Origin of the sequence: Oricola sp. (assembly GCF_022763245.1) — a bacterium.
In the GTDB taxonomy this organism is placed as follows: domain Bacteria; phylum Pseudomonadota; class Alphaproteobacteria; order Rhizobiales; family Rhizobiaceae; genus Oricola.
Window position 1 is genome coordinate 1 of the sequence record NZ_JALEGV010000020.1, and the last position, 18760, is coordinate 18760.

The 18760-nt window shown below is 64.2% G+C and carries 18 protein-coding genes; 10 read left to right on the forward strand and 8 right to left on the reverse strand.

Features of this window, described 5'->3' with window-relative positions:
• A partial coding sequence (locus tag MRY80_RS10210; protein WP_293290663.1) for a hypothetical protein occupies positions 1-1139 on the reverse strand: 1139 nt, incomplete at its 3' end.
• 550 nt (positions 1140-1689) lie between these two features.
• Between MRY80_RS10210 and ade the strand changes: the two genes are divergently transcribed.
• The 4 genes from ade to MRY80_RS10230 all read left to right on the forward strand — a co-directional run bounded on the left by ade (position 1690) and on the right by MRY80_RS10230 (position 5696).
• Positions 1690-3504 (forward strand): adenine deaminase, encoded by a 1815-nt coding sequence (gene ade / locus MRY80_RS10215; RefSeq protein ID WP_293290666.1) that lies wholly within the window; start codon positions 1690-1692, stop codon positions 3502-3504.
• A 279-nt stretch (positions 3505-3783) separates the two neighbouring features.
• Positions 3784-4434, forward strand: a complete 651-nt coding sequence (locus tag MRY80_RS10220) for a hypothetical protein (RefSeq protein ID WP_293290669.1) — start codon at positions 3784-3786, stop codon at positions 4432-4434.
• 96 nt (positions 4435-4530) lie between these two features.
• Positions 4531-5175, forward strand: a complete 645-nt coding sequence (locus MRY80_RS10225; RefSeq protein ID WP_293290671.1) for a DUF924 family protein — start codon at positions 4531-4533, stop codon at positions 5173-5175.
• Between the two features lie 116 nt (positions 5176-5291).
• Positions 5292-5696: a hypothetical protein gene (locus tag MRY80_RS10230; RefSeq protein WP_293290674.1), complete on the forward strand. Its 405-nt coding sequence runs from the start codon at positions 5292-5294 to the stop codon at positions 5694-5696.
• Positions 5697-5713: 17 nt separating this feature from the next.
• Here the strand turns inward: MRY80_RS10230 and MRY80_RS10235 are convergent, their stop codons facing one another.
• Together MRY80_RS10235 and MRY80_RS10240 are read right to left on the reverse strand one after the other, a co-directional pair.
• Entirely contained in the window at positions 5714-6292 is a 579-nt protein-coding gene (locus MRY80_RS10235; RefSeq protein ID WP_293290676.1) for a YdeI/OmpD-associated family protein, read from the reverse strand.
• On the reverse strand, positions 6289-6714 hold the full coding sequence (locus MRY80_RS10240; protein ID WP_293290679.1) for a helix-turn-helix domain-containing protein: 426 nt from the start codon (positions 6712-6714) through the stop codon (positions 6289-6291). Before MRY80_RS10240 ends, MRY80_RS10235 begins: the two co-directional genes overlap by 4 nt.
• Positions 6715-6968: 254 nt before the next feature.
• Between MRY80_RS10240 and MRY80_RS10245 the strand changes: the two genes are divergently transcribed.
• On the forward strand, positions 6969-7556 hold the full coding sequence (locus tag MRY80_RS10245) for an NAD(P)H-dependent oxidoreductase (protein ID WP_293290681.1): 588 nt from the start codon (positions 6969-6971) through the stop codon (positions 7554-7556).
• A 71-nt stretch (positions 7557-7627) separates the two neighbouring features.
• Here MRY80_RS10245 and MRY80_RS10250 read toward each other — a convergent pair whose 3' ends face one another.
• A complete protein-coding gene (locus MRY80_RS10250; protein WP_293290683.1) occupies positions 7628-7885 on the reverse strand; it encodes a hypothetical protein in 258 nt (85 codons plus the stop codon).
• A gap of 332 nt (positions 7886-8217) precedes the next feature.
• On the opposite strand from MRY80_RS10250, the gene MRY80_RS10255 reads away from it, so the two are divergent.
• From MRY80_RS10255 to MRY80_RS10265, 3 genes are all read left to right on the forward strand, one after another.
• Positions 8218-9000: a hypothetical protein gene (locus MRY80_RS10255; protein WP_293290685.1), complete on the forward strand. Its 783-nt coding sequence runs from the start codon at positions 8218-8220 to the stop codon at positions 8998-9000.
• Between the two features lie 489 nt (positions 9001-9489).
• On the forward strand, positions 9490-9924 hold the full coding sequence (locus tag MRY80_RS10260; RefSeq protein ID WP_293290687.1) for an EamA family transporter: 435 nt from the start codon (positions 9490-9492) through the stop codon (positions 9922-9924).
• A 203-nt stretch (positions 9925-10127) separates the two neighbouring features.
• Positions 10128-11135 (forward strand): cytochrome-c peroxidase, encoded by a 1008-nt coding sequence (locus MRY80_RS10265; RefSeq protein ID WP_293290793.1) that lies wholly within the window; start codon positions 10128-10130, stop codon positions 11133-11135.
• A 96-nt stretch (positions 11136-11231) separates the two neighbouring features.
• On the opposite strand, the gene MRY80_RS10270 is transcribed toward MRY80_RS10265, so the two are convergent.
• The 4 genes from MRY80_RS10270 to MRY80_RS10285 all read right to left on the reverse strand — a co-directional run bounded on the left by MRY80_RS10270 (position 11232) and on the right by MRY80_RS10285 (position 14530).
• A complete protein-coding gene (locus tag MRY80_RS10270) occupies positions 11232-11924 on the reverse strand; it encodes a Crp/Fnr family transcriptional regulator (RefSeq protein WP_293290689.1) in 693 nt (230 codons plus the stop codon).
• 158 nt (positions 11925-12082) lie between these two features.
• Complete coding sequence (locus MRY80_RS10275; protein ID WP_293290691.1) at positions 12083-12532, reverse strand: BA14K family protein; 450 nt, start codon at positions 12530-12532, stop codon at positions 12083-12085.
• A 106-nt stretch (positions 12533-12638) separates the two neighbouring features.
• Entirely contained in the window at positions 12639-13565 is a 927-nt protein-coding gene (locus MRY80_RS10280) for a pseudouridine-5'-phosphate glycosidase (protein ID WP_293290693.1), read from the reverse strand.
• A complete protein-coding gene (locus MRY80_RS10285; protein WP_293290696.1) occupies positions 13562-14530 on the reverse strand; it encodes a carbohydrate kinase family protein in 969 nt (322 codons plus the stop codon). Before MRY80_RS10285 ends, MRY80_RS10280 begins: the two co-directional genes overlap by 4 nt.
• A 292-nt stretch (positions 14531-14822) precedes the next feature.
• Here MRY80_RS10285 and recA point away from each other — a divergent pair, with 292 nt between their 5' ends.
• Together recA and alaS are read left to right on the forward strand one after the other, a co-directional pair.
• A complete protein-coding gene (recA, locus tag MRY80_RS10290; RefSeq protein WP_293290699.1) occupies positions 14823-15902 on the forward strand; it encodes a recombinase RecA in 1080 nt (359 codons plus the stop codon).
• 197 nt (positions 15903-16099) lie between these two features.
• Positions 16100-18760, forward strand: a complete 2661-nt coding sequence (gene alaS / locus MRY80_RS10295; RefSeq protein WP_293290702.1) for an alanine--tRNA ligase — start codon at positions 16100-16102, stop codon at positions 18758-18760.

Sequence of the window (18760 nt, forward strand, 5' to 3'; positions counted from 1 at the left end):
GCGAGGGCGGAGGGGTCGTAGGTCGCGAATTGCTTGGTCGAGGCGTTGTAGAAGCCCGGAACGTCGCCGGAGATCACCGGATCGCCGCCGGTGATGTCGCCATCCAGCGTCCACAGCACCGAATGCGAGGCGCCGGTTTCGAAATTGACGGCGGTGCCGTCGGGGCCGAGGTGGATGGAACCGCCGATATAGCCGGGGGCCGACAGGTTGAGCGTGCTGTTCGTGCTGTCCGCAATGTACAGGGCGTCGCCCTGCTCGCTGACCAGGAAACCGCTGTTGGTCACGGAAACATTGGTCGCCTCGATCACAGTGATGCCGGTCGAGGCGGCTGCCGTGGCCCTGATCGAGCCGCTGTTGGATACGGTCGTGTTGTTCGAGAGGTAGGCATTGTAGATGCCGTAGGAGTTTTCACCCTCGACCAGGATGGAGCCGCTGTTGGTCACCGCCGCGCCGTCGGAGCTCCAGTAGAAGATGCCGTGCGTCTCGAAACGCCTCGTCGTGATCGAGCCGCTGTTGACGATGACAGTGCCGGCCGAAATGATCTGGAAGATCCCGTCGGCGCCTTCGCCTGCGGTGGAGATGACGCCGCTGTTCGTCACCATGGAGTTGTTGGAACCGGTGTTGTTTATCCCGTCCGCTCCATCATCCGACGTGAAGATTGATCCGGCATTGAGAACGGTCGAATTGTTCGACAGGCTATTGACAATCCCAAAGGATTCGTTGCCGGCCGTGGTGATGGTGCCGTTGTTCGTCACCGTCGTGCCGTACGAAATGGCGTTGAATATCCCCCCCGATTTGCTGGAAATCGAGCCGTTGTTGGTGATGGTCGAATGGTCCGAGTCGAAGTTGGTAATTCCGATTGCGCCAACGCCCTCGGTCTCGATCCGGCCGTCATTGACTACGACGATGTGGCCGCCGGTCGCCTCAACGCCGGAAGCGGCGCTTGTCTCGATGCTGCCGTCTTCGGTGATCGACAGCATGTCGTCTCCGTCGAGCGTGAAGCCGCCATTGGTGGTGTTTGTCGGGGTGTCGATCGTGAAATCGTCCGAGAGGGCCGAAGAGGCGAGCGTTCCCGTCACAATCAGAAGTGACGCAATACCGAGTTCGAGCCTTGCGGCATGGCGTTTCGACAGAAACATGATCCGGTCCCCCTTCGAAGCAAGCCCCGGCAGCCTGCCGACGGATTGCAACTTTGATAGGCCGACCGGCCGGAATACTCAAGTTTGATTGTCTGATTACCGAGATGGCGGTGTTTATGTATTTGAGATGCAAACTTTATTCAGTCATGCGTTTTTCAGTTTTGAAGTTGATATGTATTGGTCATTGCGGTCCGTTGCTATTCTTTGGAGAAGAAATTTCGCTATGAATTAGTATATATATTTTGATAACAGGTTTTTTCACTGATTTGCGTTTGGGTCGCCGGCCTCGCTTCGCCTTGGGTTTCTCGGTCGAGGCGCTGTTCGGCGCGATCTTTCTGCTTGTCGTCGTGCATGCGGCGGTTCGCGCAGGATGGGGAGGTGCGAATGCCAGGGTCGCGGCAGGCCTGTGATGCGGCATTTCCCGCATGCGTGGCGTCATTGGAACATTCCGGTCGCCGGAGCCGTTCTGCGGGGCGGGCAGGGTGGTTTTACGAGGCTGGCATTCCCGCCAAATCGCGGGCATGCTCGCGTCAACGCTCCGGAGACGACCATGCCCTCAGCCAAGCCTTCCTTCGCCCCGCCGAAACCCTGGACCGAATGCGCGCGCGACCTCGTCAATGTCGCCATGGGCCGCAAGCCCGCCGAGATGGTGGTGCGCAACGGCAAATGGGTGAACGTCCATTCGGGCGAGGTGATCCCGGCGACCGATCTCGCCATCATCGACGGCCGCTTCGCCTATTGCGGGCCTGACGCCTCGCATTGCATCGGCGAGGGCACTCGCGTGGTCGACGCGCGGGGCCGCTACCTCGTGCCGGGCCTGTGCGACGCGCATATGCATGTCGAGAGCGGCATGGTGACCGTGACCGAGTTCACGCGCGCCGTCGTTCCGCACGGAACCACCTCGATGTTCGTCGATCCGCACGAAATCGCCAACGTGCTCGGCCTGTCGGGCGTGCGCATGATGCATGACGAGGCCGAGGCCATGCCGGTCAACGTCTTCGTGCAGATGCCGTCCTGCGTGCCCTCGGCGCCGGGGCTTGAGCATGCCGGCGCGTCGCTCGGGCCGCACGAGATCGCGGAGGCCATGGCCTGGCCGAACATCGTCGGGCTGGGCGAGGTGATGAATTTCCCGGGCGTCGCCGCCAACGACCAGACCATGGTCGGCGCCATCGAGGCGACGGTGAAGGCCGGCAAGACGGTGGGCGGCCATTACGCCTCGCCGGATCTCGGGCTTGCCTTCCACGGCTATGTCGCCGGCGGGCCGGAGGACGACCACGAGGGCACGCGCGCCGACGACGCCATCGCCCGTGTCCGCCAGGGCATGAAGGCGATGCTGCGCCTCGGCTCGGCCTGGTACGACGTCGCCGAGCAGATCAAGGCGGTCACCGAGCAGGGGCTCGACCCGCGCAACTTCATCCTGTGCACCGACGACAGCCATTCCGGCACGCTGGTCAAGGAAGGCCACATGGACCGCGTCGTGCGCCACGCCATCCAGCAGGGCCTCGCGCCCGTCACCGCCATCCAGATGGCGACGCTCAACACCGCGCAGCATTTCCGGATGGAGCGCGAGATGGGCTCGATCACGCCCGGCCGCCGCGCCGACTTCCTGATCGTCTCCAACCTCGCCGAACTCGCCATTGACGAGGTCTACGGGCGCGGCGTGCAGCTCGCCAAGGGCGGCAAGCTCACCGTCGAGATCCCGCCCTACGACTATCCCGCCGAGGCCAAGAACACGGTCAGGCTGGGCAAGGAACTGCTGCCGGACGATTTCGTTATCCCGGCTCCGAAGGGCAAGGCGGAGGTCGACGTGCGCGTCATCGGCGTCATCGAGAACCAGGCGCCGACCCGCGCGCTGGAGGCGCGGCTGCCGGTCTCGGGCGGCATCGTCGAGATGGACCGGCCGAACGACGTCTGCCAGATCGCGCTTGTCGAACGCCACCGCGCCACGGGGCAGGTGGCCAACGCCTTCGTCTCCGGCTTCGGCTACACGCAGGACTGCGCCATGGCCTCGACCGTGGCGCACGATTCCCACCACATGATCGTCGTCGGCACCAATCGCGAGGACATGGCGATCGCCGCCAACCGGCTGGGCGAGGTCGGCGGCGGCGTCGTGATGATCTCCAAAGGCGAGGAACTGGCGTTGGTCGAGATGCCGATCGCCGGGCTGATGTCCGACGAACGCGCCGAAATCGTCGCCGCCAAGGCCGACATCCTCGGCGCCGCGATGCGCGAAATGGGCTGCACCCTCAACAACGCCTACATGCAGCACTCGCTGCTGGCCCTGGTGGTGATCCCGGAACTCAGGATCTCCGATGTCGGGCTGGTCGATGTGCGCACCTTCGAGAAGGTGGACGTGTTCGTGTGAGGACTGCGAAATTTTGCTGCTTCGTTTACGTGACCAAGAGTCGCTACGCCAATGGGATGCATATTCTGCAAAAGCTCGAATAATGGCTTTTCAAGCGTAGAGCACATTGTGCCAGAATCGTTGGGGAATTCTCGCCGTATTCTTCCGAAAGGGGCGGTTTGTGATAAATGTAATAGTTACTTCTCGCGACGTATCGAAGCACCAATCCTAAATCATCCGTCCTTTCGGAATCTTCGTGCGAGATATCAGATTCCGACTAAGAAAAACAAACTTCCCTTTATGCAGGGCTACTCCCTAGGGACCGATGTTGAAGTTGGCCTACGATTGGCGAGAGACCAACGAGGATTCGACTTCTTCCCCCTCTTAACGGGACAGACAAAGGAATTCGAACGTCTCGATAGATTGGATGCATTCGGATTGCGTAAGAACGTTCTCGTTTTTCCGGTTGATGTAAATCCACCGAAAAATGAAATGTCTAGATTCTTGGCGAAAATGGCGCTCGAAGCATTATTCGAACGATTTTTGATTACTGAACCGCAGAATGCCCGAGAAATTATTCTAGGTGATCACTACGACCGTATTCGAGATTGGGTGCGTTACGGAAAATGCGAATCTGAATGGCCTTACTATTTTCGGCAGTACTTTCCGGAAGAAACGCTCATGAAGTGCCCGTATACAGGAGTTTGGAAGCGTTTTGGATTTGGGTATGACTTGCTAATCACCGAGCTTCCTGAAACGTATTTCGTTTTCTTGTTTAGTGGGTATGAATTCGTAATAAATCTCGGCGGTCCGGGGATAAAAGGTTACGAGAATTGGCTTAAAAACAATGACGGCAAGAGTTGGCTTGTTGAAAAGAAAGGCTATTTTGTCCGCAAGGTAGCCTATTTAGGCGGTAGTCGCCATTACTTCTCTAAAATGGTGGAAATCTAAGGTCGGGCTGGCGAGCCGTGCGGCAAAGCGCGATTGGAACTGCCGGAATGTCGGAGCCGGCTAGTAAAGCGATATTTTAATTTGGACAAAAGCTGGATGATCAAAACCCTATTTCAACCGGACGACGTCCTCTCCCTCTGGTTTCCCGATAACGGCCACTGGAACGATACCGAGACGCACGCCGCGTTCTGGACGGAGCGCATGCAGGGCGGGATGGATGAACGCATCATCGCCGATTATGCCGATCTCGCGAAGGCGGCGGCCGCGGGGCTGCTCGACCATTGGGCGGAAACGCCGCGCGGGCGGCTGGCGCTGCTGATCGCGCTCGACCAGTTCCCGCGCTCACTGTGGCGCGACACGCCGGGCGCCTACGGGCAGGACATCAAGGCCTGCCGGCTGGCGCTCGCCGGCCTCGACAATGGCGATTTCGACGCGCTCGCGCCGTGGGAGCAGGCCTTCTTCATCATCGCGATCTCGCATTGCGAGGGGCCGGACCACCTGGAGCGGATGCATCGCCTGAAGGACGTCACCGAGCGCATCATCGCCGCGATGCCGCCGCAGTTGGCCGAACTCGCCGTCGGCTTCCGCGCGCAGACCGCCCGCGTGACCGGCATCATCGAGCGCTTCGGCCGGCATCCGCATCGCAACCCGATCTATGGCCGCGTCTCGTCTCCCGAGGAGCAGGCCTATATCGCCGAGGGCGATTTCCCGCATCTGAGGCGGGCCGACGCGCCGGACTGAGGGCCGCCCGCGGCGCCTTGACCGGCGTCAATGGCCGACAATTTCAGGCACGATACTCTGGTCTTGCGCGGGTTCGGATTGTGGGGGATCCGACCGCGACAAGGATGAGTACCACAATGAAAACAACAACAAGCATCCCCACACGCGGCATCATGCTCGCAACCGTGCTCGCATCCGCGCTGGCGATCGGCGCAGGCGCGCCTACCGCCATGGCCGAGGAGTTCACGACGGTCACCGATCTCGACACGTTCAAGGCGCATTTCATCGGGCCGAAGATCATGGACCCCGCCGACAGCGCCAATTTCTTCGTCGTCAGGGAGGACGGCACGATCGAGGGCACCTGGCACGGCGCGACGCTGACCGGCGCCTGGCGTTGGGAGGACGAATATTTCTGCCGCACGCTCTCCGCGCCGCGTCCTGCACCGGAGGATTGCCAGCAATGGGGCTATGCCGACGGCAAGGCGCAGCTCGTCAGGAATCGCGGCGCGGGCGACCCGACCGTCTATTCGCTCGGCGAATAGGGCAGGCGCCGGCCGCCTCAGCGGTCGTGCATGCCCTTGCCGGCGAGGATCTTCGGCGCCGCCTTGTCGATGCGCGAAACGCGCGTGGCCGACTGTTTGGCGCCGGAGAAATGCAGCACCCATCCGCGCTGCCGCCCGGGCGTCAGCCCCTCGAAGGCGTCGCGGAACTCCGGGTCGCCGTCGAGCCGGTCGACGAGTTCGGCGGGATAGGGGAGGTCGTCCTTCGGAAAGTCGACCTTCAGCCCGGCCTTCTCGTTGGCGATCGCGCCGGCGATCAGCGCCCGCAGCGCGGCTTCCTGCTGCGCGACCTCGTCCACGGAGGTGAATTTCACGAAACGCGAGGAGCGCGAATTCTCGCCCGGCATGCGCAGCAGCCCGTCGGGATCGTCCAGCAGCACGCCTTTGAAGAAGCCGACGACGGCGGCGTCCTTCATGTGGTGCAGGATGGCGATGTTGCCGTCATGGGCGGTGTAGACCGGCCCGCGCCATTTCCACTCCTCGCCCACGGGGCAGTCGAGCAGGATCGCGCGCAGCGCCCGCAATTCCTCGCGCCACCGGCCGTCCTTCTCGAAAAACGCATCGATCTTCGCGTTCACGTCAAATCCGCCTTCTCCTCGAATTTCGTGCGCGCCTTTGCCACCCGGTCCTCGTTCTCGACAGCCCAGATGCCCAGCGCGTGGATCGGTTCGAGCAACGATTCGCCGAGTTCGGTGAGCTGGTAGTCGACGCGCGGCGGAATGGAGGGCGTCACCGTGCGGTCGACGATGCCGTTTCGTTCAAGATCCCGCAACACACTGGTCAACACTTTCTGGCTAATCGTGCCGATTTCGCGCTTCAGCTCGGAGAAGCGCTTCGGCCGCTCCGACAGGCGTATCAGCACCAAAACCATCCATTTCGAGCCGATTGACTGCAATAATTCGCCGACTGGCCGGCACACATGGCCGATTTCATTGATGTGACTTGGTTTCTTCATGGTGACCCGGTTGCAAAAAAGTGCCGTCTTGTGCGGCGCACTCATCCTCTTAGATAGGATCCCGGTATCAAAAAGCGACGGCGGTATCAAATCGCTACCGCGGTTTCTTTTTCCTACCGCATGGACGCCCCGCAGCGGGGACAGCGAAGCAGAATTCGAGGGAACCATCATCCGGAACGGCCCGTTCCGGAAACGGGATCGCCTTGCCTGACGGCGCCCATGCCCAGGACACGCGACTAAACGGACACCCGATCAACCGGACCGCAGACCGGCCGGACAATCGATCAAGGAGAATGAACATGTCACTGAAGCTGAACGTTATCGTCACCTCCACGCGCCCGGGCCGCAACGGCCTCAAGATCGGCCAGTGGGTCGCCGACTTCGCCCGGGAGAATTCGGATTTCGAGGTCGAACTGGTGGATCTCGCCGATTTCGACCTGCCGCTGCTCGACGAGCCGAACCATCCGATGGCGCAGGACTACAAGCACGAGCACACCAAGCGCTGGAGCGCGGTCAACGCGAAGGCCGACGCCTTCGTCTTCGTCTCGCCGGAATACAACTACTTCCCGGCCGCCTCGACCGTGAACGCCATCCAGACCCTGCACAAGGAATGGCACAAGAAGCCGGTCGGCCTCGTCGGCTATGGCGGCGTGTCGGGCGGCGTGCGCGCCATGCAGTCCGCCAAGATCCTGATGACCACGGTCTCCATGATGCCGCTGCCGCAGGAAGTGCCGATCCCGTTCGTGTTCAACTTCCTGACCGAAGACGGCAAGTTCAACCCGGCCGACGAAGTCCAGCAGGGCACCAAGGCCATGCTCGGCGAACTCGCCGGCTGGGCCGAGACCCTGAAGCCGCTGCGCGCCGAAGAGCTGAAACAGGCCGCCTGACCGGTCCTGCGCCCCGATGCTTCCGGCCCCGCCTCTCGACACCGAGGGGCGGGGCTTTCGATGTCCGGGCCTCACCACAGCCGCGTCGGCCGCCAGACGATGATCTTCGGCCGCCGGTCGAGGTCGTAGTCGCGCGCCTCCACGGCGCAATTCCTTTCCCCGCACGCCCGGCAGCGAAACGGCAGGTCCTCCAGCGACCGGGCCGGATCGACGAAATGGGCGACGTCGCTCGCCAGAAACCGCGCAACCCGATCGCAATCCCGGCAGGCGACGATCAGCAACATGCGCCGTCGGGCTGCTTGGCGAAGGGTGCGGATGCTTGGTGCCATGTTACGGTTCTATCGAACAAAACATGAACATGGTCAATCGACCATAGGTGGAAGGCGAGGGGCATCGAGCTGTCACCCTCATCCGACGCGCTGCGCGCGCCACCTTCTCCCATCAAGGGAGAAGGTGGGTCCGGCGCCTTGGGCTGTCCTTCGGCGTGTTTTTTGAACATCCAACCACCTGCGGCGACACGCGCCCCTCCCTTCTCCCCTCGTGGGAGAAGGTGGATGCGGCGGTTCCGTGAACCGGCGCAGACGGATGAGGGGGCGCCGACACCACAGTAAAATCACCCCCAACTTATCCACCAACCCGCCACCGCCCATACCCTTGCCCGATGACCGACACGCATCGCCCCATCTTCGACTGGCAAGTCGCCATCGACCGCAACCGCGAGGCGTTGTTGCGCATCGTCGCGGTGCTGTTCGTGCGCGCCGGGCTGGACGAAGGCGGCGCGGATCAGGTGACGCGGCGCGCCTGGCGGGTGATCCTGCGTGTGTTGCGACCCGCCGAATCCGCCGCCCGCCGGCTGATCGTCATCGCCGCGCGCAGCATTGACGTCGGCCCCCTGAAACCGCGCCCGGCGAAGGAGCCGACTGCCCTCGAACAGCTCCAGGCGGCCGGCCTCGTCGTCACACACACCGGCCTCAATCTCGGCCTCGCCCGCATGTGGCAGCCACCACCCGAAGCCCCGCAACCCGCACAACCGCGCCTCTCGACCTTCGTGCTCACCGATCCGCCGCGCCGCTTCGACCCGAAGGGCTGGGACGGAAGGCGCCCGTTCCCGCGGGCCGGGTTCGACCTTGCCGACGACCACGAGGAGGTCAGCGCCGACCACCTCTGCGCCCGCCTCAAGGCGTTGAAGCGCGCGCTGGACGACATCGACGGACACGCCCGGCGTCTCGCCCGCCTGCAGGCGCGACGTGCCGCAGCCCTCGTCGCGCCAGCAAGCGAAGCGCAGTTCAAGGGCGTAGGTCGGCGAACACCCGCGAGAATCCGACAACCCCTCCGCCACGGCTGGCCACCCGGCCACCGTAAGCTCTCCGCCCACACCGTGGACAGCGTGCTCCGCGAATGCCACGGCCTCGCGCTCCAGGCGCTGCGCGACGACACGTCGTGAGAAGCTTCCACCGCTCCGGATCTTGTAATCCGCACTCGAAGACGAGCCGCGGTGCTGATGCTGCGCGCCTGTCTCTGCGTACGGATGCCAACTCCCCATTCGGACGCCTCAACTCACCTGTCCGCGTCACGGAATGGATCCTCGGCTCAAGGCCGAGGATGACGGCGGGGAGGAGGCATCGCGGCTAACGTCATGCATCGGCGATTAGCCGAGCCATATCCCCCACTCCGTCATCCTAGGGCTTGACCCTAGGATCCATTCCGTGAACGTCCCATTCCACAGAACATGCAGAAAAGGTGCCCTCCCATACGGCCCCCTCAGCCCAACCGCCGTCCGCACGGAATGGATCCTAGGGTCAAGGCCGAGGATGACGCGCTGGGAGATACGGCCCGCCAAGTCGCCCGCGTCCACCCTCCGCCAATATTCCTCCACCATCCCGCCGAGCCTGCTAGACTCGCGCCGGCACCGAGATCCTGAAGGGAGACGCCGATGCAGATCAATGTGAATTCATGGCAGCTCTGGGCGCTGCTCGCCGCCGTTTTCGCCGCGCTGACCGCGATCTTCGCCAAGGTCGGGATCGAGGGCGTCAATTCCAGTTTCGCCACGCTGTTGCGCACGCTGGTCGTCGTCGCGGCGCTGACGCCCTTGTTGTGGCTGACGGGCGAGTACCAGCCGCTCTCGACGCTGTCGGGGCGCACGGTGCTGTTCCTCGTCCTGTCCGGTCTCGCGACCGGGGCGTCGTGGCTTTGCTATTTCCGGGCGCTGCAACTGGGGCAGGCGGGGCAGGTCGCGCCGGTGGACAAGCTCAGCGTCGTCTTCGTCGCGATTCTCGGCGCGGTGTTCCTCGGAGAGCGGCTTTCGGCGGTCGGCTGGGGCGGCGTCGGGCTCATCGCGGCCGGTGCGATCCTGGTTGCCGTCGGGTGACGGGACAACACGCCGCAGGCGATCCAGTCTGGAATCGTTCCAAAGAGGAAAGGCATTGATTTTCGTCAATCGTCGCGTCGGCGCGGAGCCTAGGCTCGCCTTCGCAGATGCAACATCACTCCCGAAACGCATCTGTGAAAACGAGGTGGGACATGAAACCCGTACTGAAGACACTTCTCATCACCACAGCCGCCGCCCTGTTCATGGGAACGGCGGTCCAGGCCGATGAATTGCGCGACGAGGCGATCGAATATTTCAAACCCTTGCCGTCGACCATTCCGGCCGTCAACGACAACCCGATCACCGATGAAAAGATCGAACTCGGCAAGGCGCTGTTCTTCGATCCGCGGCTGTCGGCCTCCGGCGTCTTTTCCTGCAACTCCTGTCACAACCTTGCGACCGGCGGCGACGACAATCTGGAAACCTCCATCGGCCATGGCTGGCAGAAGGGCCCGCGCAACGCGCCGACCGCTCTGAACGCCGTCTTCAACATCGCCCAGTTCTGGGACGGCCGCGCCGAGGATCTGAAGGCCCAGGCCAAGGGCCCGGTTCAGGCCGGCGTCGAGATGGCCAACACGCCCGAGAACGTCGTCGTGACGCTGAACTCGATGCCGCAATATATCGAGTGGTTCAAACATGCCTTCCCGGACGAGGCGGAGCCGGTCAATTTCGACAACATGGCGAAAGCGATCGAGGCTTTCGAGGCGACCCTGATCACGCCGGCGCCGTTCGACGCCTGGCTCAATGGCGACGATTCCGCCATGAGCGACGATCAGAAGGCCGGTCTCGTGGCCTTCATGGACAAGGGCTGCATCGCCTGCCACAACGGCGTCAATGTCGGCGGACACGACTACTATCCGTTCGGCCTGATCGAGAAGCCGGGCGCCGACGTCCTGCCGGAAGGCGACAAGGGCCGCTTCGCGGTCACCGAGACGGTGGACGACGAATATGTCTTCCGCGCCGCGCCGTTGCGCAACATCGCGCTGACCGCGCCCTACTTCCACTCCGGCAAGGTGTGGGATCTCAAGGTCGCCGTTCAGATCATGAGCGAATCGCAGCTCGGCGAGGAACTCGGCGAGGACGAGGCCGACCAGATCGTCGCCTTCCTGAATTCGCTGACCGGCGAAATGCCGGAGGTGACCTATCCGATCCTGCCGGCCGAGACGTCCGCGACGCCGCGTCCGACGGCGGAGATCATGCCGACCGAATGAGCGGTCGCCACACGGACGAAGGGGCGCTCTCGGGCGCCCCGGTTCTGCGCTTTGCCGTTTCCTGACGCGGTGGAAGCGCCCGGGAGCGATCCGCTCCTACTCGCCGCCGGCGTTCCATCCCTCCGAAAGCCGGCGGTTGAGTTCACGCATGTCGGTCAGGATCAGGCCACCGCGCGCGCGTTCGACGACGTTCTCGCGCTCCATCTTGGCGACCTCGCGGCTGACCACCTCGCGGCGGCATCCGATCCGCTCGGCCAGTTCCAGCTGGATCGGCGGCGGCGAGATGATGCGCTGGCCGTCATGACCCTTGCGCGGCCGCGACAGGCGGATCAGTTCCGAATAGAGCCGGTACTTGGCCGGCAGGAAGGCGTGTTCGGCAAGCCGCGTGTTCAGCGAGCGGATCAGCGCCGACATCGAACGCATCAGTTGCAGCGACACGTCGGGCGAATCGCGCAGGATGGACAGGAAGACCTGCTGCGGCAGCGAGATCACCCGCGTGCGCGTCAGGGCGGTCACGTTGGCGGAGCGGGTCGTGCCGTCGATCGCGGCCAGTTCGCCGAAGAACTCGCCGTCGGCGAATTCGCCCAGGATGACCTCGCGGCCCGTGGCGATGCGCAGGATCGCGCGCACCCGGCCGGACTGGATCATGTAGACGTTGTGGCTGTCGTCCTCGTAGTCGAGAACCAGTTCGTCCTCGCCATAGTCGGTGATGTGGGCCAATGCGGAAAACCGCTCGTCCTGCTCGTCGGTCAGGGCGGCAAACAGCGAAAAAGATTTCAAAGACACCATGTGGGATGGTCCGGGCGCAAGGCATCGCCAAATGGATGCGGTATTATCGTCGCATACACTTCCGACGTGTCAAGCGAAACCCCGGAAGCCTTTCGGCTTCCGGGGCGGGAACGGAGAATACCGGGCGGGGCAATGACCGGTATCCTCCGGGAGGGGCCTTAGATGTAGGGCGAGATGCAGGGTTTGCGCGGGCCGACATAGGGCTGGTAGCTGTTGTCCATGACGCGGTACGTCTTGTACTTGGCGAAGCACCAGTTGTAGTGCGCCTGGGTCGCGTCGTGGGCGGTGGCCTGCTGGTTCTGCTGGTTGGCGATCGCCGCGCCGACGATGATGCCGCCGACGATGCCGATGGCTGCTGCCGCGCCGGCGCTCATGCCGGGCTTCGGTGCCGGCGGAGCGGGCGGTGCCGGGGGCTTCGGCGGGAGCTTGATGTTGCCCGGGCCGCACAGGCCGGGGTTGGCCAGGCAGGGGTTCGGCGTCAGGGGGTTGATCTTGCTGCTGAAGCCAGGTTCGGCGCTGACCGGGGTCACGGTGGCGACGCTGGAGGTCAGGACGGTTGCTGCGACTGCGATGGCGACGACGGTGCCGTTGAGGGATGCGAAGTTCATGTGAGTGTCTCCGTTTGGGTGCCGCCGATCATCTGTCGCGGCGTTGAGGAGACACTATGCCGGTCGCGATCCGGGCGATGTGCGATCAGTCACAAGTGCGAACGCGCTAACTTTGGCGGCCCTTTCTTGCCAGTGCGACGGCGATTTCCGCCGCCAGCCGGGCGTTGTTTTCCACGAGCGCGATGTTGGTCCTGAGGCTGCGCCCGTCGGTGATCCGCAGGATCCGTTCCAGGAGCCAGGGTGTCACCGCCTTGCCGCCGATGCCGGCCTGCTGCGCTTCGCCGACCGCGCGCTCGATCACGATTTGCATTTCCTCCGTCGGGATCTCGTCGGCCTGCGGAACCGGGTTGGCGATCAGCATGCCGCCATGTTCGAAGGCCGAAAGCTCCGCGCGCGTCGCGATGAAGCCGGCGATGTCGTCCGCGCTGTCCAGGCGCAGCGGCGCCTTCAGGCCGGAATCGCGGGACCAGAAGGCGGGAACCGCGTCCTGGCCGTATGCGATCACCGGCACGCCGCGCGTTTCCAGCACCTCCAGCGTCTTCGGAATGTCGAGAATCGCCTTCGCGCCCGCGCAGACGACCGCGACGGGCGTGCGCGCCAGTTCGTCGAGATCCGCGGATATGTCGAAGCTCGTCTCGGCGCCGCGATGCACCCCGCCAATGCCGCCGGTCGCAAACACGGCGATGCCCGCCGCGTGGGCCGCCATCATGGTGGCGGCGACCGTGGTGCCGCCGGTCAGGCCGCGCGCCATGGCGAAGGCGAGGTCCGCGCGCGACAGTTTCAGCGGCGCCTGCGCGGCGGCCAGCGCTTCGGCCTGGTCCTTGTCGAGCCCGACATGCAGCCGGCCGTCGATCACGGCGATCGTTGCCGGTGTCGCGCCCGCCTCCCGGATCAACCCTTCCACGGATCGCGCCATCGCCAGGTTGTCGGGATAGGGCATGCCGTGGGTGATGATGGTCGATTCCAGGGCGACGACGGCCGTGCCCGCGTCAAGGGCGGCGGCGACCTCGGGCGAAATGTCGAAAGCGGTCACGGGATTGTCTCCTCTGCGAGGTCCTGAAGGGTTTGGATGCGCGCGCCGTCGCGGATCGCCGCGAACGCCGCGGTCTCGAATTCCGGCGCCACCGGGCCTTCGCAGCGCAAGGTGATCTGCGCGGCGGCGATGCCGGAACAGACGGCTTGCGCGAGCGAGACGTCGGGATCGCGCAGGAGCGCGGCGATCGTCGCGCCCGCCAGGGCGTCGCCGGCGCCGGTCACGTCCTTTATCTCATCGGCGGCGGGCGGAACAACGGCATGGTGCGCGCCGTCCTCTAGAACGATGACCGGACCCGCGCCGTTCGTGACCACGGCGCCGCCGAAGCCAAGGTCGCAAAGCGCGGCGAGCCCGGCTGCAGCACCGTCCTGCCCGGTCAGCGCCTTCATTTCGCGGCGGTTCATGAAGACGGTATCGATCATCGTCGCGATGGCCTGCAGCCTTGTCGCCTTGGCGGGTGAGATCGCGATCGCGAAGATCGGACCCGGCGCCCGCAGCCCGATCGTCGTCAGCGCGGCGACCGGCAGGTTGGCGTCGACCAGAACGGCCTGCGCGGAAGACAGGGCTTCGCGCAGGGCCTTGCGGCGCAACTGCCGGGGCAGGGCGGTCTCGTAGATCTCCATGTCGGCAAGGCCCGCGACCTGGTCGCCCTCGGCATCGAGGATCGCGGTGTAGCTCGCCGTGCGCCGGTCCAGGAAGACGGCGGACAGATCGGCGATGCCCGCGGCCTCGATCGTGTCGCCGACGAGCCCGCCGTCGTAATCGCCCCCGCGCGCCGAGATCAGGCCGATCGGCTGCAGCCCGGCCAGCCGCACGTTGCGCAGCGCGTTGAACACGCCCCCGCCGACGGTCGTGACGAGACGCCCCGGATTGGAGGCGCCGGCATGATAGGGCCCTTCCACATGGCCTATCCGGTCCACATGCGCGCCGCCCACGCCGAGAAGCGCCCAAACGTCCTGTCTCAATTCCTGCATCTCTCCGGCGGTCTCCAGGTCCTCTTGCGCCTTCCTTGTCATGTTGCCGCACGCCTCGCCACTGTCGGGAGAATCAGCGCAAGGTCAATCACTGCGGCGGCGCATCCCCCGAACTTCGCGGCAGTCATGACGTCGGGTGACCGGAACATAAACAAAACAAATTTGGATTGCCTTTGAAAAACATGGGTTTGTCGTGATTGCCAAAATGGAACAAATCGCGTACAAACAAATCAGGTAATTTGAAGTTTGCGCGGTTGGCGGCGATAACCTAAGGGTGGATCAAATGGCTCAGAACAGTTTGCGACTGGTTGAGGACAAGCAGGTGGACAAGTCGAAAGCACTGGATGCGGCGCTCTCGCAGATCGAGCGGACCTTTGGCAAGGGTTCGATCATGCGGTTGGGCGCCAATGAACAGGTCGTGGAGATCGAGACGGTCTCGACCGGCTCGCTCGGTCTCGACATCGCGCTCGGTATCGGCGGCCTGCCCAAGGGGCGCATCATCGAGATCTACGGGCCGGAAAGTTCCGGCAAGACGACGCTCGCCCTGCAGACCATCGCCGAAGCCCAGAAGAATGGCGGCATCTGCGCCTTCGTCGATGCGGAGCATGCGCTCGACCCGGTCTATGCCCGCAAGCTCGGCGTCGCGCTTGAGGATCTCCTGATTTCGCAGCCGGACACCGGCGAACAGGCGCTGGAAATCGCCGACACGCTGGTGCGCTCCGGCGCCTGCGACGTGCTGGTGATCGACTCCGTCGCCGCGCTGACGCCGCGCGCCGAAATCGAGGGCGAGATGGGCGATTCGCTGCCGGGCCTGCAGGCGCGCCTGATGAGCCAGGCGCTGCGCAAGCTCACCGCGTCGATCTCGCGGTCCAACACGATGGTGATCTTCATCAACCAGATCCGCATGAAGATCGGTGTGATGTTCGGCTCGCCGGAAACGACGACCGGCGGCAACGCGCTGAAATTCTACGCCTCGGTGCGTCTCGACATCCGCCGCATCGGCGCGGTGAAGGATCGTGACGAGGTCGTCGGCAACCAGACCCGCGTCAAGGTGGTCAAGAACAAGATGGCCCCGCCCTTCAAGCAGGTCGAGTTCGACATCATGTATGGCGAAGGCGTTTCCAAGATGGGCGAGCTGATCGATCTGGGCGTCAAGGCCGGGATCGTCGAGAAGTCCGGCGCGTGGTTCTCCTATGACAGCCAGCGCTTGGGGCAGGGGCGCGAGAACGCCAAGCAGTTCCTGCGCGACAATCCGGAAGTCGCCGACGAGATCGAGCTGGCGCTGCGCCAGAATGCCGGCCTGATCGCCGAGCAGTTCCTCGATGACGGTCCGGGCGACGAGGACAAGGCAGCCGAAGGCTGATCCGCCCTCATACCCCTGATCGACACTGTCACATTTGCCCGGCCCGGCGCTCGAAAGAGACGCCGGGCCGTTCGCATTGTGACAATCGGGCTTGATTGCGCCCTGCGCTGCGCCGACATGCTGGACAGAATGCGGTCCGATTGAGTAAGGCAGTGGCCTTTCCGGAGCATTTTCAGGCTCTTTCCAGGCAGGTTTTCATGAGCAGCGTCAACGACATCAGAAAGACATTCCTCGACTATTTCGACCGCAACGGACATGAGGTCGTCGCGTCGAGCGCGCTGGTGCCGCATAACGACCCGACCCTGATGTTCACCAATGCGGGCATGGTGCAGTTCAAGAACGTCTTCACCGGCCTGGAGAAGCGTCCCTATTCGCGCGCGGTCACGGCGCAGAAATGCGTGCGCGCCGGCGGCAAGCACAACGACCTCGACAATGTCGGCTACACCGCCCGCCATCACACCTTCTTCGAGATGCTAGGCAACTTCTCCTTCGGCGACTATTTCAAGGACGAGGCGATCGAGCTTGCCTGGAACCTGATCACGAAGGAATACGGCCTCGACCGCGAGAAACTTCTGGTCACGGTCTACCATACCGACGACGACGCCTTCGCACTCTGGAAGAAGATCGCCGGTCTGCCGGACGAGCGGATCATCCGCATCCCGACCCACGACAATTTCTGGGCGATGGGTGATGTCGGTCCATGCGGCCCGTGCTCGGAGATCTTCTACGATCATGGCGAAGCGATCCCCGGCGGCCCGCCCGGAAGCCCGGACGAGGACGGCGACCGCTTCATCGAGATCTGGAACCTCGTCTTCATGCAGTACGAGCAGGTCACGCCGGACGAGCGCGTCGACCTGCCGCGTCCGTCGATCGACACCGGCATGGGGCTGGAGCGCATCGCGGCCGTCTTGCAGGGCCAGCACGACAATTACGACATCGACCTGTTCCGTCATCTCATCGCAGCGTCGGAAGAGCTGACCAAGACCAAGGCCGAAGGCGCGCATCAGGCGAGCCATCGCGTCATCGCGGACCATTTGCGCGCGGCGAGCTTCCTGATCGCGGACGGCGTGCTTCCGTCGAACGAAGGTCGCGGTTACGTCTTGCGCCGGATCATGCGCCGCGCCATGCGCCATGCCGAACTGCTCGGCGTGAAGGATCCGCTGATGCATCGGCTGGTGCCGACGCTGATGCACGAGATGGGCCAGGCCTATCCGGAACTGGTCCGCGCCCAGCCGCTCGTCACCGAGACGCTGTTGCTGGAGGAAACCCGTTTCCGCCGCACGCTCGATCGCGGCCTTGCATTGCTCAACGAGGCGAGTGCTTCCCTCGGCGAGGGCGACGCGCTTCCCGGCGAGACCGCTTTCAAGCTCTATGACACCTACGGTTTCCCGGTCGACCTGACGCAGGATGCGCTGCGCCAGCGCAACATTTCCGTCGACATGGACGGGTTTTCCGCCGCCATGGAGCGTCAGCGCGCCGAGGCCCGCGCCAATTGGCACGGCTCCGGCGAGCAGGCGACGGAAGGCGTGTGGTTCGCACTCCGCGACAAGCACGGCGCCACCGAATTCCTCGGCTACGAGGCCGAGAAGGCGGAGGGCGTCGTTCTCGCGCTCGTGCGCGACGGTGGCGAAGCCTCCGAGGCGAAGGAGGGCGACGAGGTCGCCATCATCGTCAACCAGACACCGTTCTACGCCGAATCCGGCGGCCAGCAGGGCGACCGCGGCGTGATGAAGGGCGAGGGCGTCGCCGTCACCGTGACCGATACGCACAAGAAGGCCGACGGCCTCTTCGTGCATTACGGCACGGTCACGGAAGGGACGTTGAAGACCGGGACCGCGGTGGAACTGGAGATCGATCACGAGCGTCGGGCGAAGCTGCGCTCCAACCACTCGGCCACGCACCTCATCCACGAGGCGCTGCGCGAGGTGCTGGGCACGCATGTCGCGCAGAAGGGATCGCTGGTTGCCGAAGACCGGCTGCGGTTCGACTTTTCGCATCCCAAGCCGATGAGCGAGGCCGAACTCGACGAGGTCGCGACGATCGCCAACGAGATCATTCTGCAGGACGCGCCGGTGAGCACGCGCCTGATGGCGCTGGAGGATGCCCGAGAGACCGGGGCGATGGCACTGTTCGGCGAGAAATACGCCGACGAGGTCCGTGTCGTTTCCATGGGTACGGCCAGGCGCGGCGAGAAGAAGGGCAAGACCTATTCGGTCGAGCTGTGCGGCGGCACGCATGTGCGTGCGACCGGCGAGATCGGGGTCGCGCATGTGGTCGCGGAATCGGCCGTCGCCTCGGGCGTGCGCCGCATCGAAGCGCTGACCGGCGAAGCCGCGCGCGCCTATCTGGCCGAACAGGACGATCGCGTGCGCGCCATCGCGTCGACGCTGAAGACCAGCCCGGACGACATCCTGCCGCGCATCGAGGCGCTGGTGGAGGAACGCCGCAAGCTGGAACGCGAGCTGACGGAAGCCAGAAAGGCGCTTGCGCTAGCCGGTCCCGCCGGCGGTGCCGCCGAAGGTCCGGAAGAGGTCGCGGGCGCGAAGTTCATCGGCCGCGTGGTCGAGGGCGTGTCGCCGCGCGACCTGAAGCCGATGGCAGATGACGCCAAGCAGTCGCTCGGCAGCGGCGTCGTGGTCTTCGCGGCCGCATCGGAAGACGGCAAGGGCAGCGTCGTCGTCGCCGTGACGGACGATCTGACGGACAGGTTCGATGCCGTGACATTGGTGCGCGCGGCGTCTGCGGCGCTCGGCGGCAAGGGCGGCGGCGGCCGGCCTGACATGGCCCAGGCCGGCGGTCCGGAGGGTGAAAACGCGAGCGCGGCAATCGAGGCAGTGCGGGCCGCGATGGCGGGCTAG

Coding starts and splice junctions, on each gene's coding strand:
- alaS (WP_293290702.1), top strand. CDS start 16,100: ATGAGCAGCGTCAACGACATCAGAAAGACATTCCTCGACTATTTCGAC.
- MRY80_RS10230 (WP_293290674.1), top strand. CDS start 5,292: ATGAAAACAACAACAAGCATCCCCACACGCGGCATCATGCTCGCAACC.
- MRY80_RS10240 (WP_293290679.1), bottom strand. CDS start 6,714: ATGAGTGCGCCGCACAAGACGGCACTTTTTTGCAACCGGGTCACCATG.
- MRY80_RS10225 (WP_293290671.1), top strand. CDS start 4,531: ATGATCAAAACCCTATTTCAACCGGACGACGTCCTCTCCCTCTGGTTT.
- ade (WP_293290666.1), top strand. CDS start 1,690: ATGCCCTCAGCCAAGCCTTCCTTCGCCCCGCCGAAACCCTGGACCGAA.
- MRY80_RS10260 (WP_293290687.1), top strand. CDS start 9,490: ATGCAGATCAATGTGAATTCATGGCAGCTCTGGGCGCTGCTCGCCGCC.
- recA (WP_293290699.1), top strand. CDS start 14,823: ATGGCTCAGAACAGTTTGCGACTGGTTGAGGACAAGCAGGTGGACAAG.
- MRY80_RS10245 (WP_293290681.1), top strand. CDS start 6,969: ATGTCACTGAAGCTGAACGTTATCGTCACCTCCACGCGCCCGGGCCGC.
- MRY80_RS10220 (WP_293290669.1), top strand. CDS start 3,784: ATGCAGGGCTACTCCCTAGGGACCGATGTTGAAGTTGGCCTACGATTG.
- MRY80_RS10255 (WP_293290685.1), top strand. CDS start 8,218: ATGACCGACACGCATCGCCCCATCTTCGACTGGCAAGTCGCCATCGAC.
- MRY80_RS10270 (WP_293290689.1), bottom strand. CDS start 11,924: ATGGTGTCTTTGAAATCTTTTTCGCTGTTTGCCGCCCTGACCGACGAG.
- MRY80_RS10265 (WP_293290793.1), top strand. CDS start 10,128: ATGGGAACGGCGGTCCAGGCCGATGAATTGCGCGACGAGGCGATCGAA.
- MRY80_RS10250 (WP_293290683.1), bottom strand. CDS start 7,885: ATGGCACCAAGCATCCGCACCCTTCGCCAAGCAGCCCGACGGCGCATG.
- MRY80_RS10275 (WP_293290691.1), bottom strand. CDS start 12,532: ATGAACTTCGCATCCCTCAACGGCACCGTCGTCGCCATCGCAGTCGCA.